Raw genomic sequence first — 18,022 nt, forward strand, 5'->3', positions numbered from 1 at the left:
TGCGCGTTAAGCGGCGTCTTGGCTACTTTCACACGCCTTTTCATGACAACTCCCCGACAACAAATCGGGCGGTTCACGCACGAAAGAATTGGTCCTCGGCATCGTAGTCGAAAAGAGGAAAGTTATACTGCGCCAAAACAGGAAATTGCATTCTCCAATCTGCGCCGGCAGATTGCTTAAGCCACGCGCATATCTCTTTGACAGACTGCGAGTAATCCATGGACGCAGTATAGCCGATACGCTGGGCCGCCTCGGTGCTTAAAGTGAATGGCGCAGGCACGGACCAAGGCGTCCAGCCGACAGGCGATCCGAAACGAGGGTCACCCATATCAATTGGGATGAGTCTTCCTTCCCATTCCATGGCTTGCGCGATCAACGCACCGATCTCAAGAACAGGCAGCGCGGATGGATCTGCAACATTCAGAATGCGCGTCTCCGGTCTTTCGAGCGCGCGGGCAGTGACTTCCGCAATGTTCGACACCGCGGTCGTGTGAAACCTGCTCCTGCCATTAAAGCAGAGTGGTATGGCTTCCCGCTCATCGAGCATCCGCTTTACGAACCACCACTCGCGCGGATGCGTCGAGTGAATGCCGTGAATGGCGGCTGGACGCAAAATTGTCACCTGGCGGTTGGCGTGATCAAGCAGCCTTCTCTCAAGCGCCACCTTGCGCGTGGAGTATGTGTCAGGACCTGGCTCAACGGTGGGCTGATCTTCAGTCATGTATTCAGGGAGATCTGGAAAACCGTTTTCACGTGCTTCATCAAGGGTTCGACCGATATGATCGCGATAGACGCTTGATGACGAAACAACGACGAATTGGCCGACGTTATGCTCGATTTCGAGCAGTTGGTCTGCATGCTTCCCGTCAAACGCAACTGCGTCAATCACCGCGTCGGCACCATCGCCGATGGCGCGCGCCAGAGCACCGCATTGATCACGATCTAAAGAAACGGCGTTCGCGCCGAAGCTGCGAGCGTTGTCAGGGAGGTTTCCTCGGCGGCTCGCATAGGTGACCGTCCAACCCTCTCTCAAAAGCCGCAACCCTACGGACCGACCGATCTGGCCCGTTCCGCCCAGTATGAAGGCTCTTTTGCCCATGCCACTCCCCGCCTGGATTTGCTCCAAAGATAGTAAGCCTAAGATGCCACGTCCGCCAACGTCGCATCAAGCGCGGGCCGCACGCGCTCGTTCTTATCGATCAACTGGTCCGGGGTGACAGATAGCCCTGTCGCTCACCGCTTCGCCTTCAGCAAACGCTTCCAGATCGTGCCACCGAGATATTTGTTGAACACTACAAAATAGGCAACGATGGAGGCGAATAAGACGATGGCCGATAGGCCATTCAGCTCGAAGCCGTTTTCCGTGCGGCCGCCCAGGATCGAGGCGACGAGGAAGCCCAGCACCCAGAATGCCGTGAAGAAATCGAGGAGGAAGGCCAGGACGATCCGCCAGGTGGCGGGTTGCGGGGAAGGTGATGTCTGGTCTGGCATATGCGTATCCTTCAATGACTGAAGAAATAAGGGGCAGCGTAACCGCCACCCCTTCATATTGTCTTATCAATTGTCATGGGCACGCAAAACAACGCGCGGCTCAACCGCCGTCATCAAAACGGGATATCATCGTCCAGATCGTTGGAAAAGTTGCCGCCGGACGACTGGCCGCCGCGTGATGAACCACCACCACGGGAAGGCTGTTGATCGTAACCACCACTGCCGCCGCCGCCATAGGAGCCGCCGCCGCTGCCGTACTCGCCACCGCCGCCGAAGTCTCCGCCACGGCCACCGCCGCCGCCTTCGCCGCGACCGTCAAGCATGGTCAGTGTCGAGTTGAAGCCCTGAAGAACGATTTCCGTCGAGTAACGGTCGTTGCCGGTCTGGTCCTGCCACTTGCGGGTCTGCAGCGCGCCTTCGATGTAGAGCTTGGCACCCTTCTTGACGTATTGCTCAACGACTTTGCAGAGGCCTTCATTGAAGACGACGACCGTGTGCCATTCCGTCTTTTCCTTGCGCTCTCCCGAGTTGCGGTCACGCCAGCTTTCCGATGTCGCAATGCGCAGGTTGGCGATTGGTCGGCCATCCTGCGTGCGGCGAATTTCCGGATCGGCGCCGACATTTCCGACCAGAATAACCTTGTTTACGCTGCCAGCCATATTTATCTTCCTGTCTGCCGAACGTTATGAACGGCATTTTTCCTGTTCAAAAGTCCCGCGCACCATAGACCATCGCCTACCGCGATGGGCAGCGAATGGAACGACAATCCACAAGGAATGTTCTTGCCAACGGGCACGGTTGCAATGCGTTCCTTTTTTGTTCTATTAAGGCGTGAAGAGTGAGTCAAGCAGATCAAGAAGCGTTATCGGGCAAAGACGTGCCCGGCAGTATTATCGCAGAGCGCCGATCACCTCGACACGCCGTTCGCGATAATCACATAAAATTTATCCGTCCCAACATCCTAAGCCCAGAGCCTTGTCATGAGTGAATTGAAGACGATTTCCATCCGCGGCGCGCGAGAGCATAATCTCAAGGGCATCGACCTTGATCTGCCGCGCAACAAGCTGATCGTCATGACGGGCCTATCTGGTTCCGGCAAGTCGTCACTGGCTTTCGACACAATCTACGCCGAGGGCCAGCGCCGCTACGTTGAGAGCCTTTCGGCCTATGCGCGCCAGTTCCTGGAGATGATGCAAAAGCCGGATGTCGATCAGATCGAGGGATTGTCGCCGGCAATTTCCATCGAGCAAAAAACGACCTCCCGCAATCCGCGTTCGACTGTCGGAACTGTAACGGAAATATACGATTACATGCGCCTTCTCTTTGCGCGTGTCGGCGTTCCCTATTCACCTGTTACGGGCCTGCCGATCGAGAGCCAGACAGTTAGCCAGATGGTGGATCGGATCCTCGCATTTGAGGAGGGAACACGGCTCTACATCCTCGCGCCGATGGTACGAGGACGAAAGGGCGAGTACAAGAAGGAACTCGCTGAGCTGATGAAGAAAGGCTTTCAGCGCGTTAAGGTGGATGGCCAGTTCTACGAGATCGCCGATGTTCCGGCGCTAGACAAGAAGTACAAGCACGATATCGACGTGGTGGTGGACCGCGCCGTGGTGCGCCCGGACATGGCTGCGCGGCTGGCCGACAGCCTTGAGACATGCCTGAAGTTGGCAGACGGTCTGGCTGTGGCGGAATTTGCCGACAAGCCGTTGCCGCCAGGAGAAACATCTGCCGGCGGTTCTGCCAATAAGTCTCTGAATGAGACGCATGAGCGCGTATTGTTTTCGGAAAAGTTCGCCTGCCCGGTCTCCGGCTTTACCATTCCCGAGATCGAACCGCGCCTTTTCTCCTTCAACAACCCTTTTGGTGCTTGCCCGACCTGCGATGGCCTTGGTTCGCAGCAAAAGGTGGATGAGGCGCTTATCGTGCCGGAGCCTGCGCGCACGCTGAAAGATGGCGCTATTGCGCCATGGGCCAAGTCCTCATCGCCTTACTATAACCAGACACTGGAAGCGCTGGGTAAGGCCTTCGGTTTCAAGCTTTCCAGCCGCTGGAACGACCTGACGGATGCTGCTAAAAAAGCGATACTGAAAGGAACCGACGAGAAGATCGAGTTCCAGTATCAGGACGGTGCCCGCTCCTACAAAACGGTGAAGAATTTCGAGGGCATCGTCCCTAATCTCGAGCGTCGCTGGAAGGAAACCGACAGCGCCTGGGCGCGCGAGGAAATCGAGCGTTACATGTCTGCCGCCCCCTGCCCGGCCTGCGCCGGTTATCGGCTCAAGCCCGAGGCATTGGCAGTCAAGATCAACAAGCTGCATATCGGCGAAGTGACTGAAATGTCGATCAAGGTCGCCCGCGACTGGTTCGAAGGCCTGCCGGAAAAGCTGAACGCTAAGCAGAATGAAATCGCCGTTCGCATTCTGAAGGAAATCCGCGAGCGTCTGCGCTTCCTGAATGATGTTGGTCTCGATTATCTCAGCCTGTCGCGCAATTCGGGCACGCTTTCCGGCGGTGAAAGCCAGCGCATCCGACTTGCGTCGCAGATCGGCTCCGGTCTGACCGGCGTTCTTTACGTTCTGGACGAGCCCTCTATCGGCTTGCACCAGCGCGATAATGCTCGTTTGCTGGAAACGCTGAAGCATCTGCGCGATATCGGCAATACCGTGATCGTTGTCGAACATGACGAGGACGCCATTCTGACGGCAGACTACGTGGTCGATATTGGCCCGGCTGCCGGCATCCACGGTGGCCAGGTTATCGCCGAGGGTACGCCGCAAGAGGTTATGGCCAATCCGAACTCGCTGACGGGCAAGTATCTGTCGGGCGAAATGGGCGTTCCTGTTCCTGCCGAACGGCGCAAGCCGAAGAAGGGCAAGGAGATAAAGGTCGTCGGCGCACGCGGCAACAATCTGAAAAATGTCACGGCGTCGGTTCCGCTCGGCGTTTTCACAGCCGTCACAGGCGTATCGGGTGGCGGCAAGTCCACTTTCCTGATCGAAACGCTTTACAAATCCGCTGCCCGCCGCGTCATGGGCGCGCGCGAGATTCCGGCGGAACACGATCGCATCGATGGCTTCGAGTTTATCGACAAGGTCATCGACATCGACCAGTCTCCGATCGGTCGTACACCTCGCTCCAACCCCGCTACCTACACCGGCGCTTTCACGCCTATCCGTGACTGGTTCGCCGGTCTGCCTGAGGCGAAAGCCCGTGGCTATGCGCCGGGTCGCTTCTCCTTCAACGTCAAAGGCGGTCGCTGCGAAGCGTGCCAGGGCGATGGCGTGATCAAGATCGAGATGCACTTCCTGCCGGATGTCTACGTCACCTGCGATGTCTGCCACGGTAAACGCTATAATCGCGAAACACTCGACGTAACCTTTAAGGGCAAATCTATCGCCGATGTGCTTGATATGACGGTGGAGGAAGGCGTCGATTTCTTCGCCGCCGTGCCCGCCGTGCGTGACAAGTTGCAATCGCTCTTCGATGTCGGTCTCGGCTATATCAAGGTTGGCCAGCAGGCCAACACGCTATCAGGCGGTGAAGCCCAGCGCGTCAAGCTTGCCAAGGAGCTGTCGAAACGCTCGACAGGCCGGACACTCTATATCCTCGATGAACCGACGACCGGCTTGCATTTCCACGACGTGAAGAAGCTTTTGGAAATGCTGCATGAGCTTGTCAATCAGGGTAATTCCGTCGTCGTGATCGAGCATAATCTCGAGGTCATCAAAACCGCGGACTACATCATCGATATCGGTCCGGAAGGCGGTACCGGTGGCGGCGAGGTCGTGGCAGCCGGAACGCCTGAGCAGATCGTCAAGGAGAAGCGCTCCTACACCGGCCAGTTCCTGAAAGAGCTGCTGGAGCGCCATCCGGAAAAGAATATTCAGGCGGCGGAGTGATCCGCCCCCTTCACATGGCAATTTCGCGTTGATTGGAGAGACGGATGAGCAAGTCGGGAACGATCCGCGCCGGTATCGGCGGCTGGACCTTCGAGCCTTGGGAAGGCACGTTCTATCCTGAGAAGCTCACCAAGAAGCGCCAGTTGGAATATGCAGGCTCCAAGTTGAAGGCGATCGAGGTGAACGGCACCTATTATGGCAGCCAGAAACCCGCGACCTTCGCCAAATGGGCGTCCGAAGTGCCGGATGGTTTCATTTTCTCGCTGAAGGCCAGCCGCTTCGTCACAAACCGTAAGGTTTTGGCCGAAGCGGAAGAATCGATGACGAAGTTTCTGACGCAGGGGCTGACGGAGCTTGGCGATCATCTTGGCCCGATCCTCTGGCAATTTGCGCCGACCAAAAAATTCGAGCCTGACGACTTTGCCGCTTTCCTCGCCTTGTTGCCGGAAAAGCAGGATGGGTTACGATTGCAGCATGTCGTTGAGGTGCGCAATGACAGCTTCCAGGTACCGGAATTCATCGAGCTTCTGGCAAAGCATAACGTCGCGGTGGTCTGCGCCGATCATCACGACTATCCGATGCTGCCGGATGTGACGGCGGATTTCGTCTATTGCCGTCTGCAAAAGGGCGAGGACGATATCGAGACCTGCTATCCGGAAAAAGACGTGAAGGCGTGGAGCGAGCGCCTTAAGACCTATGCATCTGGCGGCGCGCCCGATGATCTTCCGATGATAGCGCCCGACCGAAAAGCCAAGAAGACGCCGCGCGATGTTTTTGCGTTCTTCATTACCGGCGGCAAGGTCAACGCGCCGAACGGTGCTCAGTTGCTGCAGACCCTCGTCTGACCCTACTCTAGATCACGTGTCGATGGCCACCGGCGCTCGATCGAAGTCGATTGCATCAAAAGCAGCGGCAATGACTTCGGACCCAGCGCCGGGCTTCGTCGCGTCGCTGGAGAGGATTTGCCGGAAGCGCCGTGCGCCTGGCAATCCCTGAAACAGACCGACCATATGGCGGGTGACGTGGTTCAGCCGTCCGCCCTTGGCGATATAGTCGTCCGCATAGACCATCATCGCGTCGCGCAAGCCGCCGGTGTCGAGATCGCGAGGCGGCTCGCCATAGATCCGGTGATCCACATCCGCAAGAATCGAGGTGTTGTGGTAGGCAGCCCGCCCGAGCATCACGCCATCCATGTGTTTCAGATGCTCTTCCGCCTGATCGAGATCGGTTATGCCGCCATTGATTCCAATGAAAAGATCGGGAAACTGCTTCTTCATACGATAGGCCAATTGGTAATCCAGCGGCGGTACTTCGCGGTTCTCTTTGGGCGAAAGTCCCTGGAGCCATGCCTTTCGAGCGTGGATCCAGATCGCGTCGGCACCTATGGCAACCATCCGTGCAATGAAATCTGGAAGCACCGCTTCCGGCTCCTGATCATCCACGCCTATACGGCATTTGACCGTAACAGGCACCGTAGCCACAGCCTTCATCGCCTCGACACAAGCCGCAACAGTTTCAGGCTCGCGCATCAGGCACGCGCCAAAGGTCCCGGATTGAACGCGGTCCGAAGGGCAGCCAACATTGAGATTGATCTCGTCGTAGCCATAATCGGCGGCAATCCTAACGGCCTCGGCAAGCTTGCCGGGATCGGAACCACCAAGTTGCAGCGCCACCGGATGCTCCTGGGGATGATAGTCCAGAAGCTTGTCGCGCTTGCCATGGATGATGGCATCGGCCACGATCATCTCCGTATAAAGCAGCGCATGCTGCGAGAGCTGACGATGGAGGAAGCGGCAACGCGTATCCGTCCAGTCGATCATCGGTGCGACTGCGAAGACTTTCCCACGCGCGTAGTGCGAAGCGCCGTCCATGTGTTGAGAAGTCGTCATCATAATCGTCCGCCAATCCCTGCTTGCCGTCTCTCCGCTGCTGGACACAAAGATGTCGCCGCTTCGGAAGGATGGCGTTTTGCGTCCATATAGGCCGGAATGGCTGCGCGTTCCACCCGCCGGCTTTTCAAAAATACTATGTGCGCAGCGCAACCTTCAACCACAAGCATGTTTCGGGGGCCGTTGTCCAAAGATAGCGGGAGATGTTGATGAGTGAAAAGACCGAAGAGAAATCTCTCTACTGGACCATTGTCGGCGCAGACAGCAACACCAATGCGGGGCTTGGTCGGCTTCTGAGCGTGATCTTAGCCTTCAACATCGTGGGTGGTTGTCTGGTCTGGCTTCTGTCTTAACCGTAAGAGACCCGAAAGAATGGGCTGGAAATCGACGCAGAATTGCGGGACAACACCACTCCCAAGAAGGAGTGCATCATGTCCGCAACAGTTATCCCCGCCCACCAACCATTCTTGCTTCCCGTCGAAGGCACCAGTGAAACCTTCCCCGTGCGGCGTGTCTATTGCGTTGGGCGCAACTATGCGGATCATGCGATCGAGATGGGGCACGATCCATCGCGCGAGCCGCCCTTCTTCTTCCAGAAAAACCCGGACAATTTGCTGCCCGCCGGCAATGACTTTCCCTATCCGGATCTGTCGTCCAACGTTCATTATGAAGTCGAATGTGTCGTCGCGCTGAAAAGCGGCGGCTCGAATATTCCTGTCGAAGACGCACTCGAGCATGTCTGGGGCTATGGTGTCGGCATCGATATGACGCGGCGCGATATGCAGGATACGCTGAAGAAAATGGGCCGCTCCTGGGAAGGCGCCAAAGCCTTCGAATTTTCCGCACCGGTCTCTCCGCTCGTTCCGGCCTCGAAAATTGGACACCCAGACAAAGGCGCTGTCTGGCTGGACGTGAATGGCACACGCAAGCAATCCGGCGATCTCGATCAGATGATCTGGAAGACGGCGGAAATTATCGCCGAACTGTCAAAAGTCTTCACGCTGGCCGCAGGCGATATCATCATGACCGGAACGCCGGCAGGTGTGGGTCCGATTGTCAAAGGCGACACGATGGAGTGTGGCGTCGATGGCGTTGGCACTTTTACCGTCAAAGTGGTTTAAGCGACCAGGAAAGACAGCGGAGAAACGCCTATGCCAATCTATCGCCTGGGAACGAGAGTGCCGAACCTGCCAGCACCGGAGCGATACTGGATCGCCCCGGATGCCAACGTCATCGGCTCTGTTACGCTGGGTGAGGATGTCGGCATTTGGTTTGGCGCAACTCTGCGTGGTGATAATGAGCCTATGACCGTCGGTCGGGGCACGAATATCCAGGAAGGCGTCATGGTCCACAGCGATCCCGGCTTCCCAGCCTCGATCGGCGAGAACTGCACTATCGGTCATCACGCCATCATTCATGGCTGCACGATCGGTGACAACTCGTTGATCGGCATGGGTGCCACAATCCTGAATGGCGCAAGAATCGGGAAGAACTGCCTCGTCGGCGCCAATGCGCTCGTCACAGAAGGTAAGGAGTTCCCCGACAATTCACTTATTGTCGGCTCCCCTGCCCGCGCCGTCCGGACCTTGGATGAAAAGGCAGCAGAGGGCATTAGAAGGTCAGCGGAAAAATACGTGACGAACTGGAAGCGCTTTGCCGAAGAACTGAAGCCGGTTTAGGCTGTCTGGAGCGTCAAACATTGCGCTTTTGCGACTACGCCGCGCAGGCCTCGCAGAGCCCGCGGATCTCGATCGTCGTTTTCTCCGCCTTGAACTTTTGTCCCTTGACCCAATCTCCCAGCCGATGATCGATCTCGTGATCATGGAACTCGGTTACCTGGCCGCAGGCATTGCAGATGGCAAACGCTACCGTGCCATGATGATGGGTGCAGCAGTCCGCGCTCGTATGAGAGCAGGCCACGAAAGCATTCAGACTTTCCAGCCGATGCACCAAACCGAATTCGATCAGCTTTTCCAATGCCCGGTAGACCTGCAAAGGTGCGCGAAACCCGCTGTCTCTCAGCTTGTCGAGAATGACATAGGCGCTGAGCGGCGCCTGCGAGCGCGACAGCGCATCATAAACTAGGGACTGGTTGCGCGTCAGATTCTTCGCATTCGTATTCATATTCATCAGTTCACTCCCTGCTCGGCACTGCGCGACCGTCCCGGCACAGGCAAAAGACTCAAGACGAAAAGCAAGACGGCGGCGACGACAATCGACGGGCCGGACGGCGTGTCATATTGCAGCGATCCCATCAGTCCGCCGATGACGGCGACGGCACCGATGAGCGACGCCAGCACCGCCATGATTTCCGGTGTCGACGAGAAGCGTCTGGCCGTTGCTGCTGGAATGATCAGCAGCGATGTGATCAGCATGATGCCGACGATCTTCATGGCGATGGCAATGACGAGCGCCATCAGCAACATGAAGAGAAGCTTGGATCGTTCCGGCCGCAATCCCTCGGCCTCAGCGAGCTCTGCATTCACCGTAGAAGCCAGAAGCGGCTTCCACAGATAGACGATAGCCGCCAGTACGAGGACGCCGCCGCCCCAGACCATCTGAATGTCCGTTAGTGAAACGGCAAGAATATCGCCGAACAGGAAAGCAACGAGATCGATCCGCACCCAGGTCATAAAGGCGACGATGACGAGGCCGAAAGCAAGTGCGGAATGGGACAGAATACCGAGCAGCGCATCGGCAGATAGAGCCTGACGCCGTTGCAACAGGAGCAAAAGCAGAGATACAGCTGAAGCGACGAGAAAAACGCTGACGATAAGGTTCAGTTGAAACAACAGCGAGAGCGCCACGCCCAAGAGCGCCGAATGCGCCATCGTATCGCCGAAATAGGCCATGCGCCGCCACACCACGAAACAGCCAAGCGGCCCAGCCGTCAGCGCGACACCAACCCCGGCGAAGATGGCACGGATGAAGAAGTCGTCAAACATGTTTCACTCCGGGCGCAGGCGCATGGTGGTCCGATTCATGATGATGCCCGCAGCCGCAAGCATCCTCATCGTTGTGCTGATGGTCATGTGAGTGGGAGTGTGGATGACCATGGTCGTGATCGTGATGATGCCCATCGTTTGGATGGCAATGGTCCGTCACTGAACCATCGGAATGCATCACACGTCCGTCCGGCAGATGCGTGTGATCATGGTGGTGACTATAGACTGCCAGTCCCTTGGCAACTGCTCCGCCGAAGAGACGCATATATTCCGGGCTCTGGCTGACGGCCTGCGGCGTGCCGCGACAGCAGACATGACCGTTCAGGCAAATGACCGTGTCGGTTTCCGCCATCACCACGTGCAGATCATGCGATATCAGCAGGATACCGCAGCCGGTAGAATTGCGGATGGTCTTGATAAGATCGTAGAGAGCGATTTCACCAGAAAAGTCTACGCCCTGCACAGGCTCATCCAAGACCAGCAAATCGGGCTTTCGGGCAATGGCACGCGCCAGTAGCGCCCGCTGGAACTCACCTCCTGACAGATGCTGAACCTCCGCCTTGGCGAGATGTGCGATCCCTGTGGCATTCAACGCAGCATCGATCTCCCTTGCGGGCAGAGCGCCGGTCAGCGTCATCAGCCGCCAGACGGTCAAAGGCATCGTCCAGTCGACAGAAAGCTTTTGCGGTACATAACCGACCCTAAGGCCAGCCAGGCGCTCAACCTTTCCCTCATCCGGCTTCATCACGCCAATCGCCATCTTGGCGCTGGTGGACTTGCCCGATCCGTTCGGTCCGATAAGCGTAACGATCTCGCCGCGACGAACAGAAAAATCTACGCCGCGCACCAGCCAGCGCCCGCTACGCCTCACACCTGCACTGGACAGGGAGACGAGATTTCCGTCGGTTTTGGCCGGAGAATGAAGCATGGGATTTTCCGATTGCAGCTGTTGCACATGGCTATGGCATACGTTATAGCGTTACGCAACTTATGTAATAACATTACATTTCGATACAAGTGGAGCATACCGCATGAAGTCACTCGCCGCCCTCCTTCTCGCCTCTGCCGCCATGATTGGCACGTCCGATGCCATGGCCGCGCCAAATGTGGTCGTGTCGATCAAGCCGATCCATTCGCTTGTGGCAGCCATCATGGAAGGCGTTGCAGAGCCGCAGGTCGTTGTCGACGGTGGAGCATCCCCTCATACCTATAGCCTCAAGCCGTCCAACGCCAAAGCCTTGGAAAATGCCGACGTGGTCTTCTGGGTTGGCGACGGGCTGGAGAAATTTCTCCAAAAGCCGCTGGAATCGCTGGCCGGCAAAGCAACCGTCGTTGAACTGGATGATGCCCCTGGTATCGAAAGGCTGAAATTCCGCGAAGGCGGCCCCTTTGAGGCCCATGACCATGGTGAACATGAAGGTCATGACCACGCTGAGGCGGAAGGTCATGACCATGCCCATGAGGGCGAAGCCAAGCATGACCATGAAGGACATGATGATGATGGTCACGATCATGCGCACGAAGGCGAGAAAGGCCACGATCACGCGCATGAGGGTGAGCACGAACATGCCCATGAGGACGGACACGACCACGGCGAATACGACATGCATCTGTGGCTGGATCCTGCCAATGCAAAGGCCATGGCGACCGAGATCGAAAAGACGCTAATGACTGCCGATCCAGCCAACGCCAAGGCCTATCAGGAAAACACCAAGAAACTGGTCGACAACCTTGACGCGCTCGACAAGGAACTCGCGGCGACCATCGCGCCGATCAAGGACAAACCCTTCATCGTTTTCCACGATGCCTATCAGTATTTCGAACACCGTTACGGCGTGAAGACCGCAGGTTCCATTACCGTCAGCCCTGAAAACATGCCGGGCGCCGATCGCATCAAACAGATCCAGGCGAAGGTCAAGGAACTCAATGCAACTTGCGTCTTTGCCGAGCCGCAATTCGAGCCGAAGCTGGTGAACGTCGTCATCGAAGGCACCAGTGCCAAATCCGGCACGTTGGATCCTGAAGCTGGCACACTAGAAGCCGGACCGGATCTCTATTTCAAACTGATGCGCGGCATAGCCAGCTCGCTGAAAAACTGCCTGTCCTGATCGGACGCGCACAGAAGGGCGGCACTGACCGCCCTTCTTTAGAGCTTTACATGTAATGTTATAACAAATGAGGTTTCTATGAAGAAGAAGCTGCCTGTCACAGTTCTGTCCGGCTTCCTCGGAGCTGGCAAAACCACCCTCCTCAATCACATCCTCGGCAATCGTGAAGGCTTGCGCGTTGCGGTCATCGTTAACGATATGAGCGAGGTCAACATTGACGCGGCCCTGATCCGCGATGGTGGGGCAAATCTCTCCCGCACGCAGGAGCAACTGGTCGAAATGACCAATGGCTGCATCTGTTGTACGCTGAGAGACGACCTGCTGAACGAGGTCAGACAATTGGCTGAGCAAAGCCGTTTCGATTACCTGCTGATCGAGTCCACCGGCATTGCCGAGCCTCTGCCCGTTGCGGCGACATTCGACTTCCGCGATGAAAATGGCGAGAGCCTCTCGGACATCGCACAGTTGGATACGATGGTGACAGTGGTCGACTGTGCCAATCTTCTGAAGAATTACGGTTCGGCAGATTTTCTCGCTGATCGCGGCGAAACGGCGGGCGATGGCGACAACCGCACACTGGTCGATCTCCTTGTCGAACAGATTGAATTCGCCAATGTCGTGGTTCTGAACAAGGTTTCCGCGGCAAGCCCTGAAGAACTGGATGCTGCCCGCAAGATCGTCGTCGGACTGAATCCTGATGCTCGTCTCATTGAGGCGGATTTTGGCAAGGTAAAGTTGGCGGACGTACTCGGCACCGGTCTGTTCAATTTCGCCAAGGCGGAAACACACCCGCTCTGGTTTAAGGAACTCCACGGCTTCAAAGGCCACATACCGGAAACGGAAGAATACGGCATCCGCTCCTTTGTTTACCGTGCCAAGCGTCCCTTCGATCCGGCCCGCTTCCACGCCTTCATCAACCGCGACTGGCCTGGTGTGATCCGCGCCAAGGGTTTCTTCTGGCTAGCCACTCGGCCAAACCATGTCGGCGAAATTAGCCAGGCAGGCGCCTTGGTGAAAACCGGCAAGATGGGGTTGTGGTGGTCTTCCGTGCCAAAGACGCGCTGGCCGGATGATCCGGGCTTCGAAAAGATGCTGGCGCCTTACATGGACAAGGTCTGGGGAGATCGGCGTCAGGAGATCGTTTTTATCGGCGCTGACCCGATGAGCGAAGCTGCTCTACGCAGGGAACTTGACGCCTGCCTGATAGAAGCCGAGCGCTTCACGCCGGAAAACTGGCAGTCGATGAAAGACCCGTTCCCGGATTGGAACAAACAGGCCGCGTGATTGATCGCATAGAAGCGGGCGCTCGATGCGCCCGCTCCCATATTCTTCACAGTTTACCGGGCTGCGGCGAGCCCGATGATCAGGCCGCTTACTGCGTTGATCAGTAGGAACTGGTTGTCGACGCGCACCCAGCGCTCATTGCGGCGCGGCTCTCTCAGGTGATAGCGGCGATATTCACGACGGTCGACGAAGTGACGTCGATGGGCAGGCGTCAAGCGCTGACCGCGGTCCCAGCGATGCTTCTTGATGATCACCTTCTTGGTCGTGACAGTCCGTTCGTGAACCCCACGGCGATCATGCCCGTAGTCATGGCGACCCTGCGCCTGGGCCATCGGCGCTGCGAGAATTGTCGCAGCCAGAAAAACGGTGACGAGCTTTTTCATGGGTGTTTCCTTTCCTGTTCTGACGGGATGACCCTACCGCGCCGAGGATGAATGGAAACTGAAGCGCAAAATTACAATATCGTAACGTTGACTGAGACTTAGAGGATGAAATTAAAGTTCACGATCTCTAATGTGACGAGCAAATAGTCGATTGGCCGCTCGGGCCAAGATGCCCGAGCGGCGGGTTGGCGTTACTTTTTGAGTTCTGCAGATTTGGCCCAGAGGTTGATATCCGCATCGCGAGCATAGCGATCGATTTCAGCCAGTTCAGCCGCAGTGAAGTCCGGCTTGTCCAGCGCCTTGACGCAATCTTCCACCTGTTCGGGCCGGCTCGCACCTATCAGTGCAGAGGTAATGCGACCGCCGCGCAGCACCCAGGCAATTGCCATCTGCGCCAGTGTCTGTCCGCGTTTCTCAGCAATGGCATTCAGCCCCCGGATATTTTCGATATTACGCTCATTGAGGAAGGCTGGATTGAGCGACTTGCCTTGGCTTGCGCGGCTTGTATCCGGCACGCCGCCCAGATACTTGGTGGTCAACATGCCCTGTGCCAGCGGAGAGAAGACGATGGAGCCGATTCCCAGATCGTCCAGCGTATCGACAAGGCCGTCCTCCTCAATCCAGCGGTTGATCATCGAATAGCTCGGCTGATGGATGATGCAAGGCGTACCGAGATCCTTCAAGATCGCGGCTGCCTCGCGCGTACGCTGCGAGTTATAGGACGAGATGCCGACATAAAGCGCTCTGCCTGAACGCACGATGTGATCCAGCGCGCCGCAGGTCTCTTCAAGCGGCGTGTCTGGATCGAAACGGTGGGAATAGAAAATATCGACATAGTCGAGCCCCATGCGCTTCAGGCTCTGGTCACAGGACGAGATCAAGTATTTGCGGCTGCCCCATTCGCCATAGGGACCCGGCCACATGTTGTAGCCTGCCTTGGAGGATATTATCAGTTCATCACGATAACCGGCAAAATCGGTCCTGAGGATTTCGCCGAAGGCGCTTTCAGCACTTCCCGGAGGCGGGCCGTAATTATTGGCGAGATCGAAGTGGGTGATGCCGAGATCGAAAGCCTTGCGGCAAATATCCTGCTTCGTTTTGTGAGAAAAATCGTTCCCGAAATTATGCCAAAGACCAAGCGAGATGGCTGGAAGCTTAAGGCCGGTGCGGCCGCAATGATTATACTTCATGGATGCGTAACGGTTTTCAGCCGGTTGCCAGGCCATGTCTTTCCTCCCTTTTTGGAATGATGATCCACCGCAGACGCAGCGGTTTCTGCTGATGTGAGATTAGAAGATCACGCGCTGCCTTCAAGCCTGCGATTGCGACGTATACAGATCGAAAACCTTGAACGCCGGCTTGCCGGTCTGCGCCTTGTCGCTTGGTGAAAAGACGATACGGCGTCTCTCTCCCGCTGCAAGATCAAAAAGATTGTCCGAATAGCGCCCGGCAACATCGGCTTCCAGCATGACGAAGAGCGCTAGGCCTTCTGCCAATATCTCAACCTCTACGTCTCCATTGTCCAGCGTGCTGACCTGATGGGTAAGAACCGATGGTCGAAGATCGAGCGCCTTGTAAGTCTCGCGGACATGGTGCCCCTCACCCATCATGCCATTGGAGGCGATGAAATTCCAGGAAAGCAGCGCGCCAGCCGGAAGCTGGTGCAGATCGATTTCGGTCAATAGCGCGGCGGCATCCGGTCCGCAGGTACCGCTGGCGGATTTCAGCGGAATGCGAACGCCGTCAAGCGCCAGCGCGAAGATGTTCATATCGATTTCGACATCATCCGGCGTGTCGTTCACCATGGAGAAGCGGACGGTTTTTCCGTCTTCAGACGGAATGGCGCAGACAGAAACCGGCTGGAAGAAGCGTCGCGCCGCATAATGCAGAGCCTTCCAATTGCCGCCGTAATCGAGGCTCGACCACGAGGCAACGGGCCATGTGTCATTGAGCTGCCAATAAAGCGTACCCATGCAATGGGGTTTGAGCGAGCGCCAATATTCCACGGCCGTCTTGATGGCGAGCGCCTGCTGGACCTGGCTGACATAGACGAAATTCTCAAAATCCTTTGGGAAGCGGAAATAGCGGAACATCGTTCCCGCGATCCGCTCGTTTCCACCCGCATTCTTCTGGTGAAGCTCGATCACCGGTGAGGCGATGTTCATGTCCTTGTTGTCTGCATAGGTGCGGATCACAGGCATGGATGTGTAGGACTGGAAGCCAAATTCGGAGCAGAAACGCGGCTTGACCGTTCGATAGTCATCGAAGGACTTGTTCTCGTGCCAGACGGACCAATAGTGCATATCGCCAGATCCATCCGCATGCCATGCGTCGCCATAATCCAGATAGCCAGACGCAGGACTTGACGGCCACCAGATAGCAGAAGGTGCCGCCTTCTTCAGTGCCTTCTCGATTGTGCGGTTGAGGCGATCGTAAGCGACGAGATAGCGGTCGCGATTGTTGCGCGACTCTTCAAACCAGTTCAGCGCCCCCACCAGTTCATTGTCGCCGCACCAGAGCACGATCGAGGGATGAGATGAAAGACGCTTCACCTGATAGTCGACCTCGACCTCGACATTGTCGAGGAAATCTTCGGTGCAGGGATAAAGATTGCAGGCGAACATGAAGTCTTGCCAGACCATGAGGCCGAGCCGGTCGCAAAGATCGTAGAACCAGTCGGGCTCATAGAAGCCGCCACCCCAGACGCGGATCATATTCATGTTGGCTTGCACCGCCGATAGAAGCAAATCGTTCGTTTTTTCCTGGTTCGAGAGCGAAAACAGAGCATCCGACGGTATCCAGTTCGCGCCTCGGCAAAAGATTTCCCGACCATTGACGCGAAGCGCAAAACGGCTCCCCGCTTCGTCTTCGTCTGTCAGAAGTTCAACGGTGCGAAGGCCGATCTGGCGCTTCAAAGTCTCGTCCGGCAGGTCGATGGTCAGCGTATAAAGCGCCTGCTCGCCACTGCCTGCCGGCCACCAAAGTTTTGGATTTTCGATGAAAAACACATGCCGGATAACCGTATCACCGGCGTGGACGCCACAATCCAGTCGCAGCCGCTCAGCGCCAAGCGAAAGATGCAAAGGCAAGCTTGCAGGCTGCTTGGCATGAAGCGTGACTTCCACATGCAGTTCTACGCCACCATCCTTGTGATTCTGAGTGGTGGTGACATGCTCGATGCGTGCCGTCTCAAGCCGGCGCAGCATCACATTTCCATAAAGGCCGAGCGGCGCGATGGCGATGTTCCAGTCCCATCCGAAGTGGCACTGCGGTTTGCGTAAGAGGTTGCCGTTGGGGATGGGCGAATTACCGGGATGATACGGCACATAGAACGGCTGCGCCGCTTGCCTGTCAGCACCCGCCTTGATGCTGGAATGAAAATGGATACGAATGACGTTTTCACCCGGCTGAAGCGCTCTCGACACATCCGGTCGGTAGCGGCGAAAGCAGTTGTCGGCAGACAGCACCGGAATGTCATTGACGAAGACGACCGCAACAGTGTCCAGATTATCTATATCGAGATACCAGTCGGCATCGACTTCATCGACTGTGAAACGACGTTCGATGATCCAGTCGCGATACGCGACCCACTGCACATCGTTCTCGTTGCGACCGAAGTAGGGGTCGGGAATGACAGACGCCGCCCGCAAAGCCGAATGAACGTCGCCCGGGATTGTCATAATCGTTGAGTGATCGCCCTCGGCTGATGTCAACTGCCACTGGCCGGAGAGATCGATCACCATATCGTTTGGGTAGGTTGATGCCATTTCCAAATGCCCTGCTCTTCCCGCAACAGCTAAAAACGTCGCGACTCCATCCACTATCAGAACTGCGAAAACACGCTGATATAACTCATCCGACATCACGAAAGATCATGTCGGAATTCCTCCAGACGGAAACGTTATCGTAAAAAACCAAAAGCGTCACCTCAGAAACGGGATATCGATGATAGCGTCAGACTAACCTTAGAGATGAAACGATGACACTTTTTATTTTCATACTGTTGAGAGATAATTCTCA

The 18,022-nt window shown here is 56.5% G+C and carries 17 protein-coding genes; 7 read left to right on the forward strand and 10 right to left on the reverse strand.

Annotation, left to right across the window (positions count from 1 at the left end; all coding sequences use genetic code 11):
- Window positions 1-73 precede the first annotated feature (73 nt).
- From ACQZ5M_RS01245 to ACQZ5M_RS01255, 3 genes are all read right to left on the reverse strand, one after another.
- Entirely contained in the window at window positions 74-1,099 is a 1,026-nt protein-coding gene (locus ACQZ5M_RS01245; protein ID WP_296076085.1) for an NAD-dependent epimerase/dehydratase family protein, read from the reverse strand.
- 134 nt (window positions 1,100-1,233) lie between these two features.
- Window positions 1,234-1,491, reverse strand: a complete 258-nt coding sequence (locus ACQZ5M_RS01250; protein WP_296076081.1) for an RDD family protein — start codon at window positions 1,489-1,491, stop codon at window positions 1,234-1,236.
- Window positions 1,492-1,604: 113 nt separating this feature from the next.
- Window positions 1,605-2,150 (reverse strand): single-stranded DNA-binding protein, encoded by a 546-nt coding sequence (locus ACQZ5M_RS01255; protein WP_296076078.1) that lies wholly within the window; start codon window positions 2,148-2,150, stop codon window positions 1,605-1,607.
- Between the two features lie 321 nt (window positions 2,151-2,471).
- On the opposite strand from ACQZ5M_RS01255, the gene uvrA reads away from it, so the two are divergent.
- Both uvrA and ACQZ5M_RS01265 read left to right on the forward strand, forming a co-directional pair.
- On the forward strand, window positions 2,472-5,393 hold the full coding sequence (gene uvrA, locus ACQZ5M_RS01260; protein ID WP_296018644.1) for an excinuclease ABC subunit UvrA: 2,922 nt from the start codon (window positions 2,472-2,474) through the stop codon (window positions 5,391-5,393).
- 44 nt (window positions 5,394-5,437) lie between these two features.
- Window positions 5,438-6,238: a DUF72 domain-containing protein gene (locus tag ACQZ5M_RS01265; protein WP_296076076.1), complete on the forward strand. Its 801-nt coding sequence runs from the start codon at window positions 5,438-5,440 to the stop codon at window positions 6,236-6,238.
- Between the two features lie 12 nt (window positions 6,239-6,250).
- On the opposite strand, the gene dusA is transcribed toward ACQZ5M_RS01265, so the two are convergent.
- Window positions 6,251-7,282 carry a tRNA dihydrouridine(20/20a) synthase DusA gene (dusA, locus tag ACQZ5M_RS01270; protein WP_296076104.1) on the reverse strand — a complete coding sequence of 344 codons (1,032 nt, stop codon included), beginning with the start codon at window positions 7,280-7,282 and terminating at the stop codon, window positions 6,251-6,253.
- A 209-nt stretch (window positions 7,283-7,491) separates the two neighbouring features.
- Here dusA and ACQZ5M_RS01275 point away from each other — a divergent pair, with 209 nt between their 5' ends.
- The 3 genes from ACQZ5M_RS01275 to ACQZ5M_RS01285 all read left to right on the forward strand — a co-directional run bounded on the left by ACQZ5M_RS01275 (window position 7,492) and on the right by ACQZ5M_RS01285 (window position 8,961).
- A complete protein-coding gene (locus ACQZ5M_RS01275; protein ID WP_296076073.1) occupies window positions 7,492-7,635 on the forward strand; it encodes a hypothetical protein in 144 nt (47 codons plus the stop codon).
- Between the two features lie 78 nt (window positions 7,636-7,713).
- A complete protein-coding gene (locus ACQZ5M_RS01280) occupies window positions 7,714-8,403 on the forward strand; it encodes a fumarylacetoacetate hydrolase family protein (RefSeq protein ID WP_296076070.1) in 690 nt (229 codons plus the stop codon).
- A 30-nt stretch (window positions 8,404-8,433) separates the two neighbouring features.
- Complete coding sequence (locus ACQZ5M_RS01285; protein ID WP_296076067.1) at window positions 8,434-8,961, forward strand: gamma carbonic anhydrase family protein; 528 nt, start codon at window positions 8,434-8,436, stop codon at window positions 8,959-8,961.
- A gap of 34 nt (window positions 8,962-8,995) precedes the next feature.
- Here the strand turns inward: ACQZ5M_RS01285 and zur are convergent, their stop codons facing one another.
- From zur to znuC, 3 genes are read right to left on the reverse strand one after another with little or no spacing between them, the layout of a single operon-like run.
- Window positions 8,996-9,406 (reverse strand): zinc uptake transcriptional repressor Zur, encoded by a 411-nt coding sequence (gene zur / locus ACQZ5M_RS01290; protein WP_207774018.1) that lies wholly within the window; start codon window positions 9,404-9,406, stop codon window positions 8,996-8,998.
- Between the two features lie 5 nt (window positions 9,407-9,411).
- Window positions 9,412-10,227, reverse strand: a complete 816-nt coding sequence (gene znuB, locus ACQZ5M_RS01295; RefSeq protein ID WP_296018630.1) for a zinc ABC transporter permease subunit ZnuB — start codon at window positions 10,225-10,227, stop codon at window positions 9,412-9,414.
- Entirely contained in the window at window positions 10,220-11,155 is a 936-nt protein-coding gene (gene znuC / locus ACQZ5M_RS01300) for a zinc ABC transporter ATP-binding protein ZnuC (protein WP_296076063.1), read from the reverse strand. The genes znuB and znuC overlap by 8 nt, the downstream gene beginning before the upstream one ends.
- Window positions 11,156-11,258: 103 nt before the next feature.
- Here znuC and ACQZ5M_RS01305 point away from each other — a divergent pair, with 103 nt between their 5' ends.
- Window positions 11,259-12,335 (forward strand): zinc ABC transporter substrate-binding protein, encoded by a 1,077-nt coding sequence (locus ACQZ5M_RS01305; protein WP_296076062.1) that lies wholly within the window; start codon window positions 11,259-11,261, stop codon window positions 12,333-12,335.
- 78 nt (window positions 12,336-12,413) lie between these two features.
- The gene (locus tag ACQZ5M_RS01310; RefSeq protein WP_296076060.1) at window positions 12,414-13,619 is read left to right on the forward strand and encodes a GTP-binding protein; all 1,206 of its coding nucleotides are present in this window, start codon (window positions 12,414-12,416) and stop codon (window positions 13,617-13,619) included.
- A gap of 53 nt (window positions 13,620-13,672) precedes the next feature.
- Here the strand turns inward: ACQZ5M_RS01310 and ACQZ5M_RS01315 are convergent, their stop codons facing one another.
- From ACQZ5M_RS01315 to ACQZ5M_RS01325, 3 genes are all read right to left on the reverse strand, one after another.
- The gene (locus ACQZ5M_RS01315) at window positions 13,673-14,002 is read right to left on the reverse strand and encodes an RcnB family protein (RefSeq protein WP_296018623.1); all 330 of its coding nucleotides are present in this window, start codon (window positions 14,000-14,002) and stop codon (window positions 13,673-13,675) included.
- Between the two features lie 191 nt (window positions 14,003-14,193).
- Window positions 14,194-15,228, reverse strand: coding sequence for an L-glyceraldehyde 3-phosphate reductase (mgrA, locus tag ACQZ5M_RS01320; protein ID WP_296076057.1), 1,035 nt, complete (start codon window positions 15,226-15,228; stop codon window positions 14,194-14,196).
- An 84-nt stretch (window positions 15,229-15,312) separates the two neighbouring features.
- Window positions 15,313-17,769 carry a beta-mannosidase gene (locus ACQZ5M_RS01325; protein WP_296076056.1) on the reverse strand — a complete coding sequence of 819 codons (2,457 nt, stop codon included), beginning with the start codon at window positions 17,767-17,769 and terminating at the stop codon, window positions 15,313-15,315.
- Window positions 17,770-18,022: the final 253 nt, after the last annotated feature.

The sequence above is a fragment of the Rhizobium sp. 22-785-1 genome, from assembly GCF_053521965.1.